At 35.5% G+C, this 16,874-nt stretch carries 9 protein-coding genes; 7 read left to right on the forward strand and 2 right to left on the reverse strand.

All coding sequences use genetic code 11. The features are described from left to right. The first annotated feature begins 306 nt into the window (after nt 1–306). The 7 genes from HNQ00_RS08855 to HNQ00_RS08885 all read left to right on the forward strand — a co-directional run bounded on the left by HNQ00_RS08855 (nt 307) and on the right by HNQ00_RS08885 (nt 11,384). The gene (locus tag HNQ00_RS08855) at nt 307–1,893 is read left to right on the forward strand and encodes a sulfatase family protein (RefSeq protein ID WP_173837971.1); all 1,587 of its coding nucleotides are present in this window, start codon (nt 307–309) and stop codon (nt 1,891–1,893) included. A gap of 4 nt (nt 1,894–1,897) precedes the next feature. Further along, entirely contained in the window at nt 1,898–2,785 is an 888-nt protein-coding gene (locus HNQ00_RS08860; protein WP_173837972.1) for a sialate O-acetylesterase, read from the forward strand. A gap of 28 nt (nt 2,786–2,813) precedes the next feature. Further along, nucleotides 2,814–4,172: a sulfatase gene (locus tag HNQ00_RS08865; RefSeq protein ID WP_173837973.1), complete on the forward strand. Its 1,359-nt coding sequence runs from the start codon at nt 2,814–2,816 to the stop codon at nt 4,170–4,172. An 8-nt stretch (nt 4,173–4,180) separates the two neighbouring features. After that, nucleotides 4,181–5,701, forward strand: a complete 1,521-nt coding sequence (locus HNQ00_RS08870; RefSeq protein WP_254598471.1) for a sulfatase family protein — start codon at nt 4,181–4,183, stop codon at nt 5,699–5,701. Further along, nucleotides 5,694–8,054 carry a glycoside hydrolase family 2 TIM barrel-domain containing protein gene (locus HNQ00_RS08875; protein WP_173837974.1) on the forward strand — a complete coding sequence of 787 codons (2,361 nt, stop codon included), beginning with the start codon at nt 5,694–5,696 and terminating at the stop codon, nt 8,052–8,054. Before HNQ00_RS08870 ends, HNQ00_RS08875 begins: the two co-directional genes overlap by 8 nt. Nucleotides 8,055–8,200: 146 nt before the next feature. Next, nucleotides 8,201–10,093, forward strand: coding sequence for an alpha-1,3-galactosidase-related protein (locus tag HNQ00_RS08880; protein ID WP_254598472.1), 1,893 nt, complete (start codon nt 8,201–8,203; stop codon nt 10,091–10,093). Between the two features lie 151 nt (nt 10,094–10,244). Next, nucleotides 10,245–11,384, forward strand: a complete 1,140-nt coding sequence (locus tag HNQ00_RS08885; RefSeq protein ID WP_173837975.1) for a formylglycine-generating enzyme family protein — start codon at nt 10,245–10,247, stop codon at nt 11,382–11,384. Nucleotides 11,385–11,638: 254 nt separating this feature from the next. On the opposite strand, the gene HNQ00_RS08890 is transcribed toward HNQ00_RS08885, so the two are convergent. Further along, the gene (locus HNQ00_RS08890; protein ID WP_173837976.1) at nt 11,639–13,348 is read right to left on the reverse strand and encodes a RagB/SusD family nutrient uptake outer membrane protein; all 1,710 of its coding nucleotides are present in this window, start codon (nt 13,346–13,348) and stop codon (nt 11,639–11,641) included. Nucleotides 13,349–13,398: 50 nt separating this feature from the next. Next, the gene (locus HNQ00_RS08895; RefSeq protein WP_173837977.1) at nt 13,399–16,611 is read right to left on the reverse strand and encodes a SusC/RagA family TonB-linked outer membrane protein; all 3,213 of its coding nucleotides are present in this window, start codon (nt 16,609–16,611) and stop codon (nt 13,399–13,401) included. Between the last annotated feature and the right edge of the window lie 263 nt (nt 16,612–16,874).

The following is a 16,874-nucleotide window of genomic DNA, read 5'->3' on the forward strand; positions in this document are numbered from 1 at the left end:
AGGATAAATAGACCTCTTTTTATAGTCTCGCAGCTACAGATTTTCAAGAAATGGTTAGTATTTCACATTTTGCAGCACGTTTATTTTGCTGTTGATTTATTAATTAAAATACTTCATCGCTACTTTACAGTAATTTCTGCTTTGAAACTGCAAATAATATGAGCTGCATTTGTAATCAGGCGTTTATATAGCTATTAAGGTATAAAATTTACTATAGAAGACTAATATTAGACCTGCAAAGACATAGAAATAGAATAATTATTGAATTTTTGTTGTAATGAATCGACAATCTTATCTACATAAATAATGAAAAAAATACTATTAATTGCCTTTGGTTCGCTACTTGCTTTTGGCCAAATTACAAGGGCACAGGAAAAGAAAGCTAAAAGACCTAATATCTTATTTGCAATCGCAGATGATGCGGGCTGGAAACATTTCAGTGCCTATGGATGCAAATGGGTGAAAACGCCAGGATTTGATCAAGTGGCCAAAAAAGGAATCTTGTTCAATAATGCCTACACGCCCAACGGAAAATGTGCACCTTCACGTGCTTGTATTATCACAGGTCGCAATAGTTGGCAGTTGGAAGCAGCCGCAAACCATTCTCCAGATTTCCCAACGAAGTTTAAAACCTATGCTGAAGTTTTGGGTGAAAACGGATTTTTTGTTGGATTTACAGGAAAAGGTTGGGGCCCAGGAAACCCTGGAGAAATTAACGGGAAAGAGCGTGAATTAGCTGGACCAGAATACAATGAATTTAAATTGAAACCACCTACTACGGGAATTTCAAATATTGACTACACCAAAAATTTTGATGCTTTCTTAAAAGCGAGACCAAAAGGAGAACCTTTCTGTTTTTGGTATGGCGGTAAGGAGCCACACCGTGGATATGAATTTCGTTCTGGTGCCAAGGTAGGAGGGAAAACAATTGACGAAATCAATGAGGTTCCAACTTTCTGGCCCGATAATGAAGATGTGCGAAATGATATGTTGGATTATGCTTTTGAGGTAGAATATTTTGATAAGCACCTACAAAACATGTTGAATAAGTTGGCAGAAATTGGCGAACTTGAAAATACAATTGTAATCGTAACTTCAGATAACGGAATGCCTTTTCCTCGTGTTAAAGGGCAAGTTTATGAATATTCAAACCACATGCCACTAGCGATTATGTGGCCAAACGGAATTAAAAATCCAGGCCGTGTTGTAGATGATCTAGTGAGTTTTATTGATTTTGCTCCAACTTACTTAGAGTTAGGTGGGATCTCTGAAAAGAAATCAGGAATGGCTAAATTATCAGGGAATAGTCTAACGGATATTTTATTTTCAGATAAAGCAGGAGTAGTAAATAAAAAGCGTGACTACCAGTTGGTAGGGAAAGAACGTCATGATGTGGGAAGGCCAAATGATGAAGGGTATCCTGTACGCGGAATTATCAAGGACGGATTTTTATACTTACACAATTTTAAAATTGACAGATGGCCAGTTGGAAATCCTGAATTAGGATATTTGAACTGTGATTCGAGTCCAACGAAGACAGCGGTTTTAGATTCTAGACGAAAGGATGGAATAATGAAATACTGGGAATTGAACTTTGGTAAGCGTGGTGAAAATGAATTATACGACATAAAAAAAGATCCCTATTGCGTTACAAATCTAGCTTCAAATGCAGATTACTTAAAGTTAATGGCGAATATGAATAAAGAATTAACCAAAAAGTTAATCAAAGAAAATGATCCTAGAATTCTTGGTAACGGAGATGTTTTTGATCATTACCCTTATTTTGGTGCTGGTGTACAGAATTTATATAACAATTATATGAGCGGTAAGCCGTATAAAAAAGCAAGAATCAATCCACAAGATATCGATTTAGACATGATGGATAAAAAGTAAGAAGATGAAGAGTACATACAAACTGGTGGCGTTTCTTCTTTTTATTTTGAGTTATGGAAATGCATTTGCGCAAACAAATAAAGACACAGTAAATATAGTTTTGCTAGCAGGTCAGTCAAATATGGCTGGTGCCGGAGATTATACTTCTTTGGATGAATCGGTTAAAAAGCGTTTGGCCAATGCTGTAGATAGGGTTCAAATAAGCAATGATGGAAAAGGACCAACACCATTATCTTTTTATTTGTCCAAAGGGCATAAAAATAAATATGGTTTTGAAGAAGCTTTTGGACCAGAATTATTGATTGGAATTGTCTTAGCAGAAAAATTTCCAAAAGACAAGTTTTTGTTAGTCAAAACGGCTCAAGGTGGAACTGCTTTGTATGGCGCTTGGAATCCTGATTGGACTGCCGAAAAAGCGGCTCAAGTAGAAGCAGAAGGTTTTAAAAGAGATTTAAAATTGTACGCTAATTTTATTGATGATGTCAAGGAAAATATAAAAAGAATCGAAAGAGAAGGCAAAGTGTATAAAATTATTGGAATGGGGTGGATGCAAGGAGAAAATGATGCTGCCAAAGAAGTTTCGGCTTTGAGTTATGAGACTAATTTGGTCAATCTGATCAACCGTGTTCGTGCTGATTTGAATGTAAAAGACATGCCTTTTGTGCTGGGGCAAATTAATTCACATTACGGAGATTTTTCTGCAGGACCTGCAACGGTACGAGCAGCAGAGTGGAAAGTTTCAGAAATAGTATCGAAAGTAAAGACAATCAAAACTACTGCCGATGCACCTTATAAGGATTATCCTAAACACTCGGATAACGTGCATTACAATGCCGAAGGGCAATATAGATTAGGAACTGCATTTGCAGAAGCATTGTTGCAATTACAGTAAGAGAAATAAAGTAATTAAGAGAAATATTATGAAAAAATCAATCGTTGCGTTAGTATTTTTAATGGCATTACAAACCATTTACGGACAAGAGAAACCCAATGTTGTACTTTTTTTTGTAGATGATTTAGGATGGGCAGATGTGGGGTATCGCAACGCAAAATTCCACACACCCAACATCGATCAATTAAAAAAAGACGGAATGGAGTTTAGTCGTGCTTATATTGCTACGCCTACTTGTAGTCCTAGTAGAGCTTCAATTTTAACAGGTAGAGAACCTGTTCGTTTTCAAATGGTGAGACATATTGATGACGGTAACGGACGTGACTTTGACGAAAAGAGTAATTCAATTAACGCCTATAGCTTATGGCCTAATGATCCTGTGCAAATGCCATCGATTAATATGTTGCCTTTGAATGAAGTCACTTATGCTGAGCGATTGAAAGAATTAGGATACTACAACTTTTTCTTAGGTAAATGGCATTTAGGTGATGCTCGTTATTATCCATCTAAGCAAGGATTTGATGAAGAATATGGCGTTTGCAATTTTGGACATCCAAAAGGATACTACCCACCATTCTTTAAAGATGTGAACCCTTTGGCTAGTTTCGATAACACAGAGGTATACCTCGAAACGGTTTTGGCAGACAAAGCAGTAGATTTTATTTCGAACTATAAAAAAGAAGCCCCTTTTATGTTGTCCTATTTTCATTATGATGTACATGGACCACAAATTGGTAGAAAAGACTGGGTAGAACAATACAAAAAAGAAGGTTTAAAAGGAAAAGATGCCGAATATGCCGCGATGATTTCAGCTGTTGATGAATCGGTGGGAAGGGTTAGAAAGGCATTAATCGAAAAAGGTATTGCAGAGAATACGGTAATTATTTTCACATCAGATCAAGGTGGGTTTTTTAGCAATGCTCCTCTAAGCGGAGGTAAAACAGGTGGGAATACTCTTGGTGAAGGTGGAGCAAGAGTCCCATTTATAATGTACTATCCTGGCGTTACACAAGCAAATACGAATACTGCTATTCCAATTCAGACGATAGATGTTTTCCCTACTTTGGTTGATATTGCAGGAGGAAAAGCGTGTAAAGACAAACAAGTTAATGGTAAAAGTTTGTTGCCAATTGTTAAAGGAGAAAAATTTAAAGAAGATAGAAGTTTGTATTTTTTCCGTAGTTATGAGGATCAATATGCTGCCGTTATTGCAGGAGATTGGAAATTGATTAAATACCACAGCGGGCTATTTCATTTGTTCAATATCAAAAAGGATCAAGCAGAACAACATGATTTGATTGCTATCGAATTAAAACAAGCCGCTAAATTGAAAAAAGATATAGCAAAATGGGAGAAGAAAGCGGTTCCTGCTTACAATAAAAAATAAATCAAAAAATGATGAATTTTAAACAATCAATAACTATTGCCTTTGTGTCTTTGATGACGGTTTCGGCAGTGGCGCAACAAGAAAGCAAAAGACCCAATATTGTATGGCTAATGGCCGAGGATATGAGTCTGGATTTAGAATGCTATGGTATGGCTGCTGTAAAAACGCCAAACTTAAATAAAATGGCAGCAGAAGGAATACGTTATGATAATTGTTTTGTCACTAATCCTATATGTTCACCAAGTCGATCTTCAATGATGGTTGGTACGCATCAGTTAAAAATTAATGCGCAACACCACCGTAGTAATAGAGAAGTGCCTCTAGATTCAAGATTCAAACCATTTACTGCTTTGCTACGTGAAGCGGGATACACCACTATTTTAGGAAATCAAGCTGTAATGGGACATGGTCGTAAAACTGATGTCAATTTTAAGTCAGAGCAAATAGGTTCTTGGGATGGTAAAACGCAGTTTGGTTTATTTGATAGATATGATACAATTGTAAATGATGGTAAACCGTTTTTTGCTCAAATCCAGTTGCTTGCTAGTCATAGAGGTGACTGGTGGAACGAAGTACGTGCAAAATCAAAACATCCAGTTGATCCAGCCAAAGTAGTTTTACCTTCTTACCTAGCAGATGATCCAGCTATACGATTGGATTGGGCTAAATATTTAGATCAAATTGAATTTTTGGACAATGAAGTTGGTTTGATCTTCAAAGAGTTGGAAGACAAAGGACTGGCTGATAACACTATCGTAATATTTATTGGTGACAATGGTAGGTGTAATATTAAAGGAAAAGGATATCTTGAAGATCCAGGATTGCATATACCCTTTATTATGCATTATCCTAAAAATTATACAGGTCCACATGTGAGTAAAGAGATTGTTTCGGCTGTAGATATTACGGCTACTATTTTAGATTTAGCTGCTGTAAAAGTACCATCGTTTATGACGGGAAAATCTATTTTGAAAAAAGGATTTAAAAATGATTATGTATACGCTGCACGTGATTTATGGGACGAAATCTTAGAGAAGTCAAGAGCAGTAACCTCGGATAAATGGAAGTACATACGTAATGATAAACCAGAGATTCCTTATGATGCACACCAAGCATACCTTGAATTTTACAGGCCTGCTATACACGTAATGCGACGATTGAATGAAGAAGGAAAGTTGAATGATGCTCAGCGATTGTTCTTTGCACCTACAAAACCGGTAGAAGAATTATATGATTTAGAAAAAGATCCTGAGGAATTACACAATCTTGCATTTGACGCAAAGTATAGTGCTACTTTAAAAAAGTTACGTAAAAAAACAGTTTGGTATGACAAAAAAATGAAGCCAGTAAGTGATGTTTACGAACCCGAAGATGCAGATGCCGTTCAAGTTTTAGAATGGGTTAAAAAAGATAAACCTGAACTGTACCAGCAGATACTTGAAGGAGTTGAAATAGGTTTAAAAACGATAACTAAGGATTATAGAACTGCTAATAAACAAACAAAAAATACCAAAAAGTCAGATGAGTAAGTTTAATATAAATACTATAAAACAGTTGGTTTTGATTGCTGTTCTACTTATGAGTAGTAGTGCAATTGCTCAAAAATTACCTACCGTCAAGTTAAGTTTCAATCACAGTTGGAAATTCTCAAAAATTAGTAACACTACAAATTCAGACGAAGCTTTAAGCAAAACTGATTTTGATGATTCAAAATGGTTGGCTGTAAGTTTGCCACACACGGCAAATATTGAGCCCTTAGTCGTAAATGATCAATGGCAAGGCATATGTTGGTACCGAAAAGAATTCGAAATAGCTTCTGCTAATAAAAATAAAAAGGTAATTATTGAGCTAGAAGGTGCTATGAATCGTGCCCAAGTTTGGATCAATGGTCAATTGGCTGCAGATCATCTGGGCGGCTATATGCCTGTGGTTATTGATGCAACAAATTTTGTCAAAGTAGGACAAAGTAATACTATTGCAGTAAAATTGGACAATACAGACAATCCAATTTCAGGTCCGAAACCTTTGAAGATATTAGACTTTAATATGTACGGTGGTTTGTACCGTGATGCATGGATTAGCTACAAGGATAGAATTTATATTTCGAATCCAATGTTGGCAAATAAAAAAGCTGGTGGTGGTGTTTTTGTAACCTTTCCAAAAGTTGCAACTGACGAAAGTGAGGTTGCTATTAAAACAGATATAGTAAATGAAACTAGTACATCGCAAGATATCGAGTGTGTGCAAACCATTTATTTTAAAGGAAAAAAAGTAGCAGAAAATAAAACTATTTCAAACGGATTAGCAGCTACAAAATCGGTTGAGCTGAATGCTTTGATTCGTATTCAAAATGCGAAATTATGGTCTCCAGCGGATCCTAATTTATACCAGTTAGAAACGAAGGTTGTAGTAGACGGAAAGTTGAAAGATCTAGAAATGAATACTTTCGGAATTCGTTCTTTACAATTTAAAGACAATCAATTGTATGTAAATGGAGAAAAGACTTTTTTGAGAGGGGTAAACCGTCATCAGGAGTATCCATTTATTGGTTATGCACTTTCGGACAATGCACAATACCGTGATGCAAAAAAGATTAAAGAGGCTGGTTTTAACTGTATTCGTTTGTCTCACTACCCACAATCACCCGCTTTTTTAGCCGCTTGTGATGAGTTAGGAATTTTTGTTGTTGATGCTATTCTAGGATGGCAATATTATGCAGATACAGATGCTTTTAGAAATTTTTGCTACAATGCCGCTACAGATTTAATTCGTAGAGACCGCAACCATCCATCGGTTGTTTCTTGGGAAGTGTCATTGAACGAAACTAAAATGCCAATCTTTTTTATGGAAGAATTGAATAAAAGAGTCCATGAAGAATATCCAGGAAGTCAAGCATTTTCATCAGGATGGATGCCAGAAGTATACGATATCTATTTTCAATCGAGACAGCATAGAATATTACATGGAAATGAAAATCATGCTGACAAGCCTTACTTTGTATCTGAATATGGAGATTGGGAATATTATTCCTCTAATGGTGGATTGAATCAAGATAAAATGCCTAAAGGTTTGCGTCTTGAAAAAAGCAGTCGCCATTTAAGAGCCGAAGGTGAAAAAGCATTGGTACAGCAAGCTTATAATTTGCAGGAATCTCATAATGATAATCTTGCAACGGGCGTCATGGGCGATGGATACTGGGTAATGTATGATTACAACCGTGGCTATCATGACGAAATTGAGTCTTCGGGAATCATGGATATTTTTAGGTTGCCAAAATTTGGTTATGATTTTTATGCAAGTCAAAAAAGTCTAAAAGAAGCAATAGTATTGAAAATTGCTAGTTATTGGAATGCCGATTCGAATTTGGACGTAAAGGTTTTTAGCAATTGCGATCAAGTTGAATTATTCTTGAATGGAAAAAGTATTGCTTCTCAAAAACCGGATGTTGATAAAAACACAACAAAAATTAGCCATGCGCCTTTTACATTTAAAATCCCCTCTTTTCAAGCAGGTGAGTTGAAGGCTGTAGGTTATATTGATGGAAAGGAAGTGAAAAAAGTGTCTGTAAAAACACCAGAAGCGCCTAGTAAATTAAAGATTTGGTTTGACGAAAGTGGTAAAAAGCCACAGTCAAATGTAAATGATGTTGTTTTTGTGTACATCGCAGCCGTTGACAAAAATGGAACGGTGATTCCAACTTTCGATAGTAAAATCAATTTTTCAATCAAAGGAGATGCTGAAGTTATGAACGTTGGTCCTATAACAGCCGAAGCAGGAATTGCAACAGCTTTGGTAAGAATTGGTTCGAAAAGTGGAAAAATAGCTTTTGAAGCGGCAATTGCTAATTTGAAAGGAAATACTGTCGTAAAAACTGTTAGATAATTATTCGATAAAAAAACAATAATTATACTCTTTTAAATGTGTATGCTTTACTAGCAACAATAGCTAGTACTTCAATCTGAGACAGCGGTTAGCTGAAAGAGAATCAAAAAACTATAAAATATTTCTTTAAAAAATAGTATTATATCATGACTTTTAAATTACAGCAATATTATCTTTTTATTCTCGTATTGATACTTGGATGTTCGTTCACCGTTAAGGGGCAAACTCAGAACGGTGCCTCACTACTATTTGACGAGAGTATCGCTGGAGATGCTACACCATTACTTTTAGAAACTTTAAAGAATTTAGATAACGAGAATATTAAGGTGCTCAAATTTAAAAAAGGCATATATCATTTTTATCCTGATAAAGCTTTAGAGCGATATACACAAGTTGCTAATCACAACAGTAGTGTGGTAAAAACTGCTTTTCCTATATTTGACAGGCATGATCTGACCATAGATGGGCAAGGTTCCACTTTTATTTTTCATGGTTTAATTATACCGTTTTCTATTGAGAACTCTTCTAATATTAGAATCAAAAATGTTTCAATTGATTGGGGTATGTCCTTTCATAGTGAAGGAATAATTGTAGCAAATAATTTAGAACAGAAAACTTTTGACATGAAGATTTCAAAAGATTATCCGTATGAGATTAGGAAAGGTCAGCTAGTATTTATTAAAGAATATTATGAACATAGTATAGGACAATCAATATTGTTTGATCCAGAAACGCGAGCTACAGCGTTTCATACAGAGGCTTACACGTCGCTAACTACAAAGAGTAAGACGGCCACGCAATCAAACGTAGACGCGATAAAATATAAATATCCTGTTGATTTACGATCACCTGACTATGCAAAAATTGGAATCGAAGACAAGCTGACCGCTGAGCAATTAGAGCCTGGTCTCATAAGGATTTATGGCCATACTAAAAAGATTCCAGAAGTAGGGAAGGTAGTAGTTATGAAGGGTGAGCAAGGGTATAATCGGTTTGCACCGGCTTTTCATATAACTTTTTCTAGCGATGTTTCTTTTAACAATATAGACGTTCATCATGCTTGTGGTATGGGGCTTATTGCAGAGAATACTAAAAACATATCTATAGATAATTTTAATGTAACGCCTTCTCAGGGTAGGATAATCTCAACAACTGCTGATGCGACACATTTTGTGGGTTGTAGCGGTAAAATTGAGATTAAAAATTGTTTGTTTAGTAGTCAATTAGATGACGCTGTTAACGTTCATGGTATCTATCAACAAATTACTGAAATATTGGGTGACCATAAGGTAGCTATAAAAGTGGGACATTTTCAGCAACAGGGCTTTACCATTGGTAAGCAAAATGATAAAATAGGAATTGTTAATTTACAAAAATCCTTTTTTGCTACGGAAGAAATGACTTTGAAAGCTGTAGAAAAAATCAATGGCCGCTATCAAGTAATCTCTTTTAATGAAGTTTTACCACGTTCTTTAAAAGTAGGAGATTATATAGAAAACCTAGATGCTTATCCTGAATTACTTGTGCAAAATTGTAGAATCATAAACAACAGAGCTAGAGGGTTATTACTATCTACTCCACGTAAAATTGTGATTGAGAATTCGTTTTTCAGCACTGAGATGGAAGCAATTTTAGCACCTGTAGAAAGTGGGTATTGGTATGAGTCAGGGAGCGTTCTCGATCTGACTATTCGTAATAATATTTTTCAAGATTGTGCTACTGGTGGTCAAAACAAGGGGGTCATTCGATTTGAAACAGATAACGAAAGTGATCATATTGCATTTGAAAATATCCTGATTTCTAATAATGTATTTAATCAATTTGATAATTTGATAGTAGAGGCAAACAACGTAAATATGCTTGAATTTGTAGGTAATACTATTAATGACTCTAAGAACCATGAAAGTTTGTATCCAGATAATCCGGCTATTATGGTAAACCATTCTCGTAACTTATTATTTAAGAACAATCAGTTTTCTGGAAAAGCTACAGAAATATTGCGCAAAGATAAAATGTCTAGCAATATTATTCTTAAGTAGAAGTGAATATGCTTGACAATTACAGCATGTTTTGTGGATAAAATAAAGAAGATAATTGGTAACAAACTCTGTAATGCCAGCTATTTTATAATTAAATTTGCAGGTTCTATAATTATTCGATAACAACATTTGCGTTTAAAAAAAAATATATATGAGTACTAAAAATAAAACGATATCCGCTATAGCTCTTGTGCTAATTGTAGCTGGGGTAATCTATTTTGTTAATGCTACCAAGTCAAAGATGATTTCTGAAAATGTAGTTTCTGAAAATAGTGCTGACAATGAATCAAAAGTTGGAGACATTGACTTTAGTTCTACCATCGAAAATAAAAACAATAAACCTAAAGATGCTCCAGAAGGCATGGTGTGGATTCCGGGTGGAGAATTTTCTATGGGATGCAGTGTTAGCAACGAAAGTTTGTGCGGTGTAAAAGGGATTACAAATGATGCTAACCCAGTTCATAGAGTTTATGTTGATGGCTTTTGGATGGATAAAACGGAAGTAACTAACAAACAATTTGCCGCTTTTGTAAAAGCCACAGGATATGTTACTGTAGCCGAAATCAAACCCTCTGCAGAAGAATTTCCAGGTGTTCCTGCTGACAAACTTATTGCAGGTACGGCTGTTTTCATGCCCACTAAACAAGAAGTTCCGCTTAATGATTACTTACGTTGGTGGGGCTATGTAGGTGGAGCAAACTGGAGACATCCACTAGGACCAGATAGTTCCATAGAAGGAAAAGATAATTACCCTGTGGTACAAGTATGTTATGAAGATGCAATCGCTTACGCCAAGTGGGCTGGTAAAAGATTAGCCACTGAAGCCGAATGGGAATTTGCAGCGCGTGGTGGAAAATCAGGGGAATTATATGCCTGGGGAAATACACTAACAGTAGATGGTAAATTTCAGGCTAATATCTATCAAGGGAAATTTCCAGTTGATGGTGCAGATGCTGCTGAAGATGGCTTTGCCGGAATAGCTCCAACAGCTCAGTACAAGGCAAATGCATACGGTTTATATGATATGTCTGGGAATGTCTGGGAATGGGTGAGTGATTGGTACGACGCTAATTATTATGCTCAATTAGCAAGTGAAAATAAAGTTAGTAAAAATCCGCAAGGACCAGCCACTTTTAATGATCCTAATGAGCCAGGTTTACCAAAAAGAGTGCATCGTGGTGGTTCTTTTTTATGTACAGAACAATATTGCACGCGTTATATGTTAGGTACTCGAGGAAATGGCGAAGTAAAATCTGCAGCAAATCATATTGGTTTTAGATGTGTGAAATAGTAATTCACTCTATGTTAAAGTAGGGTAGTAGCATGAAATCTTAAGGATGACTCAAATTAATTGTACTATTTTATTGCTTTGCTTATTTTTACATCAAGACCCTTTGCGTTGATTAAAGGAGTTTTGGTGACTATATTTTTACAGATTTATAAATAATACTAGCTATTTTAAGCGGGTAGTAAAAGCAACAAAGCCAAGAACACATTGTTCTTGGCTTTGTTGTATAAGCTAATTTATGACGTATAAATTAAAAATTAGTATCCTGTATTTTGACTTAAGGCCGGAGCTTTTTGGATTTCAGTAAATGGAATAGGTAGATAATACATTTTTGGGTCAAATGCTTTTGTCAATACAGTCACTTGTGTAAATGAAAGATTGCCACTAGCATCTTTTTTCCAATTTAGTCCCTTTATAGGAAATGCAAGATGAGATTCATCCATCCATCTTCTTTCATCAAAGAAGCTGTGTCCTTCAAAACAAAGTTCGACACGTCTTTCTCTTTTGATAGCCTCAAGTAGACTGCTTCCAGAGGAAGTGATTGCAGGTTGCAATGCTCTTGAAGAGACTTTGTTTAAGTAAATGCGTGCAGTACCTTCTTCGCCTAAATGATACAAAGCTTCTGCGTAATTAAGATATACTTCTGCTAAACCATACAATACGTAAGGTCTTTTAGGAGAAATTCCACCAGCAATATTAACAGCTTCGTCTTGAAATTTACGAACATTGTAGCCTGTTTTTGAAGAGTGTTGCGTGTTTCCAAGACCTCTAGGAGAATCTAGTCCGTCAGGGTAAGCACTAGGATTATCTGATAAATAGTACTGAACATCACGTCCTCTAAACTGCGCTCCGTTAAAAAGTAAATCAGCATAGTAGCGCATTTCGCGGTTGCTATTTGGTTTATTTGGATCAAAAGTAGCCCCATCAGTAGTCGTACCATCAGCCATGTTGAATTGTAACGTAAAATTATGCGTAGGAGAAGATAATCCCCAGCCTCCGTAACCACTAGGAGATTGCGTTAAATCACTTAGCGAGTTAGCATCTGTGCCAAATTCATAGTATTGCGAGCTGTACGGTCTTGCAAAAATGATGTCAGCATTAGGAGAAAGATATAGTTTTTGATATTCTGTAGCATTATTCACTGCAATTAGATCACGACCTCCCATTAAGTCAACAACTGCTTTTGCTGCATTTGCTGCATCCTGCCATTTAGTAGTTTTAGTATAAACAAATAAAGGATCGTTAATAGGCGCCGATGATGGATCATGAAGTTTACTTGCAGCGTATAAAAGTGTACGAGACTTAACAGCTAGCGCCGCAATTTTAGTCACGCGACCAAACTCAGCTTCAGAGCGACTAGCAGGTAATACTGCAGCTGCTTCATCTAATTCCTTTACAATGAAAGCAACGCATTCGTCATAACTATTGCGCTTGATGTCAAAATCTGCGTCTAAACCTAATGCGTGTTCCATTATAGGTACGCCACCAAAATATTTTATTAATTTACTATAGCAGTTCGCTCTTAAAAAACGCATTTCGGCTTTTAGGACAGCCACTTTTGCAGGATCTTTTTGCATCGCTTCACTAGCATCAATGCGATCTAAGAATTCGTTAGAGAGTCGGATGTAATGGTAATAATTACTCCATTTGTTGCCTAGCAAACCAACATTACTTGAAGTCCATCCGGCTTGTTCCTTGAATAAATCTAGATTCTTAAAATTAAACTTAGATTCAAAAGAAGCGTTTTCGATATTAAAGCGAATTCCCCACCAATCACTTCTGTTCACTGACCAACTTTCGGTACTATTGTAAACGTTATATAATAATTTTTCTACTTGAACAGGGTCAGAGTAAATCAAGTCTTCGCCAAAGGCATTTGAAGCTTCTGTCTCTAAAGCATCACTGCATCCGGTGGCCATAAATAGACTAAAAAAAGCACCTATATATATTAATTTTATTTTTTTCATTTTGTCAAAATATTTGATTTAAATTTTATGATAATGTGATTTACTTTTAATTAGAAGTTAACATTGAAACCCATTGAAACTGATTTTAAAGAAGGGTAAGTACTTTCTCTAAAGTTGTTGTAACCAGCTGCTTCAGGATCTAAACCTAATTTATGGATTTCTGAAAACATGGTTAATAAGTTAAAACCTCTTACAAAAAACTTAAGATCTGCAAATTTTATTTTCTCTTTACTAAATGTATACCCTAGTTCTACTTCTTTCAATCTAACAAATGTGGCATCTTTATAATACAAATCGGCACCTTCAAATCCACCATTCAATGAGAAATCTATAGGGTTTTGCTGACCACTATATTTATCACCTTGCGCAAATGCTCGAGGGTAAGAGGCATTAGTATTTTGTGGTGTCCATCTATCAGTATAAGTAAATTCTGGTTTAGCACCTGATTGGTCGAAAAACACTAAGGTCTTTGCTTTGGCTTGACCTTGAAACAAGAAGTTGAAATCAAATCCTTTATAATTCAATCCTCCGCTGAAACCAAATTGAATTTGAGGCACATTAGATGAATACAAGCGTATTCTATCATTAGCATCAATTTTCCCATCGTTATTGCTATCGATATAATTAGGCTCACCGGGTACTGTACCTGCTAGTTTTGCTGGAGCACTATCTACCTGTGCTTGGTCTTTAAAAATGCCATTAGTAGGATATACAATATAAGAATCTAGTGAGTGACCTTCGCGCTTTAAGGCATCTGGAACATCAGCAGCTTCTGCCATATAAACAACTTTGTTTTTTGCTTGTGTAAAATTACCACCTATATTATATGAGAGGTCGCCAATTTTATCGCTCCAACCTACCTGAAATTCTACACCATAATTATCTACTTTTCCAAGATTTTGTTGGGGTAAATTTAAGCCTACTGCATCTGGTATCGCTGCAGCCTTTGTAATTAAGATGTCTGTTCTTTTTTGATAAAAATAGTTGGCATCAGCTGTTAATCTGTTATCAAATAAGCTGAAATTAACTCCTAAGTTTTTAATGTATGCTGTCTCCCATGTAATATTTGGATTAGGAACATTAGCACTTACATAACCATTTTCTCTTACACCATTTGTACCAAAGATATAGTAGTTAGGCTGAGCAGTATTAGTAGGTCCACCGTAGTTATAACTTGTTTGATATTGAAAACCTGCGATTTGGTCATTACCCATTACTGCTGATGATGCTCTCAAACGGATAGAATTAATCCAAGATATATTTTCAAGAAACTTCTCTTTATTTATAGCCCAAGATAAAGCAATACCAGGGAAGGTACCAAATTGTTTTCCTGGTCCAAAATTGCTTGATCCATCACGACGCAATGTAAAATCTACATAGTATTTTTTAGAATAGTCGTAAGACAGGGAACCAAAATAGTTTACACGTCCCCATTCACTAGATGAACCTCCTGAGATTTGTCCGTTGTCACTTCCTGCGAATAATTCGGGGTGATCTTTACTAGGAAAACCGGTACGTTGAGCATAAAACTCTCTAGAGCTTTCTTTAGTTTGTTCTGCTCCTATAAAAGCTGTTATAGCGTGCTTCTCACCAATTTTAGTGTTGTAATGAAGTGTAGAATTCACCATTGTTTGATCGTTCTTCCAGAAACTTTCACGTAAAATACTTTCTTGACCTTGTTGAGAAAAACCTATAGTAGGCAAATATTCTCCAGTAGACGAAACGTACTGATTAACAGTCCAAGGTGTGTACCAACTTTTATTGTCGTTATTCATTTTTCTAATTCCTAAGAAACCTTTAACAGACAAACCTTTAGTTAATTTGTGTAAATCCCAGTCGTAAGAAAATCTACCTCTTAAATTAGTATCGCTTTGTTTTTGAAAACCAGAAGCATTTGTAGACATGATTGCAGGGTTAGAACCATTCTCTCCACCCCAACCTACAAGACCATTTGGATATATTCCTACTTGTGTTGGTTCGTTAGTGTAAATGTGCTTGTAAATGTATGCTAAGTCAACACCTGGTTGATTGTTCACTCCAAAGCGAGCATTTAAATCAACTCCTAATTTAAAGTCTTCTCCAATTTTAATGTCTACGTTAGAGCGTATTTGATTTTGTTTGAAGTTCAAGCTACCGGATTTAAACAGTCCCACTTGATCCATATTGTCAGCACTAACAAAGTAATTTATTTTCTCAGTACCGCCAGAAATATTTAAAGAAGTTCTTCTTAAAGGAGAATTTTTAGCGAAAGTTAGATCCGCAAAATTGGTGTTAGGATAATTTATAGGATCTGTTCCTGAAGCAAATTTAGTAATGTCATCTTGGGTGTACGGCAACGCAGTTCCATTACGTTCTGCTATTTCATTATTATAAATAGCGTACTGTTCAGAAGACATAAATTTGTTCTTTACTGAAAAAGACGAAAGACTATAAGTTGAAGAGAGATTAATTTTAGTTTTTCCAGATTTACCTCTTTTAGTGGTGATTAATATAACACCATTTGCTGCACGTGCACCATAGATAGCAGCGGCCCCATCCTTTAAAATAGACATTGACTCAATGTCTTGAGGAGACAAATAGGAGAAATCTGTTGAGTATATACCGTCAATTATTATCAATGGAGAATTATTACCCAGAGTAGCCTTTCCTCTAATCAATAAGGTAGTGTTTCCAGTTGCACCGGGATATCCACCTCTATCAACCACAATTAAACCAGGAACTTTACCAGCTAGCGATTTAGCCACATCATTATTACTTGTATTTTGTATTTCTTTAGAGCTTATGGTACTAATCGAACCAGTGACTTCTCCTTTTTTCTTGGTGGTGTAACCTACAACAACTACTTCATCTAAGTTAGACGACGTTTCAGTTAAAACTATCTTTAAAGAATTTTGACTTTTTACAGCTACTTCCTTAGAGTCAAAACCCATATAGCTAAAAACAAGAATAGCATTATTATCTTTTACAGATAGGGTGAAGTTCCCATCCATATCAGTCACCGTTCCTACAGTAGACCCCTTAATATTTACATTAACCCCAGGTAGTGGGCCTTTTCCATCTGTCACTTGACCTGTAATTTGCCTGTCTACTTGATTGAGATGGGATATGTAAACACTAGTTTTGTTAGTCAGTTCCAGATTTACATGGGACTTTGCTTGTATTTGACAAACAGAAAGAAGTGGCAAAAAAATCGCGTATCGTTTTAGTAAATCAAATTTCCATAATATATGATAGTTGCCTTTTTTAAAATTGAGATGTTTCATTTGTTGGTTATTGATTTTTAGTTAGAAATAGATGTTTCATCATTAAAGAGTGGGTGGAAAGCGTATTGTTAATAATGTTTGATAGTTATTTTATTGAGTAATAATTTGTCTAATTGTTTTTTACTATTTAATTGTGGTTTTAGTTTTATTATGTTGATTAATTTATAGTATCAATAATTTTTATCTAAATAATTTATATATACTGCAATTATTTCTAACAAATTAACCACTATATTAAGTTTCAAACCTCCTTTAAATTACCC

It is taken from the genome of Flavobacterium aeripolare, assembly GCF_013294025.1.
In the GTDB taxonomy this organism is placed as follows: domain Bacteria; phylum Bacteroidota; class Bacteroidia; order Flavobacteriales; family Flavobacteriaceae; genus Flavobacterium.

Bases quoted from the DNA above. Each gene is read 5' to 3' on its own strand.
- HNQ00_RS08855 (WP_173837971.1), top strand. From the start codon at position 307: ATGAAAAAAATACTATTAATTGCCTTTGGTTCGCTACTTGCTTTTGGC.
- HNQ00_RS08860 (WP_173837972.1), top strand. From the start codon at position 1,898: ATGAAGAGTACATACAAACTGGTGGCGTTTCTTCTTTTTATTTTGAGT.
- HNQ00_RS08865 (WP_173837973.1), top strand. From the start codon at position 2,814: ATGAAAAAATCAATCGTTGCGTTAGTATTTTTAATGGCATTACAAACC.
- HNQ00_RS08870 (WP_254598471.1), top strand. From the start codon at position 4,181: ATGATGAATTTTAAACAATCAATAACTATTGCCTTTGTGTCTTTGATG.
- HNQ00_RS08875 (WP_173837974.1), top strand. From the start codon at position 5,694: ATGAGTAAGTTTAATATAAATACTATAAAACAGTTGGTTTTGATTGCT.
- HNQ00_RS08880 (WP_254598472.1), top strand. From the start codon at position 8,201: ATGACTTTTAAATTACAGCAATATTATCTTTTTATTCTCGTATTGATA.
- HNQ00_RS08885 (WP_173837975.1), top strand. From the start codon at position 10,245: ATGAGTACTAAAAATAAAACGATATCCGCTATAGCTCTTGTGCTAATT.
- HNQ00_RS08890 (WP_173837976.1), bottom strand. From the start codon at position 13,348: ATGAAAAAAATAAAATTAATATATATAGGTGCTTTTTTTAGTCTATTT.
- HNQ00_RS08895 (WP_173837977.1), bottom strand. From the start codon at position 16,611: ATGAAACATCTCAATTTTAAAAAAGGCAACTATCATATATTATGGAAA.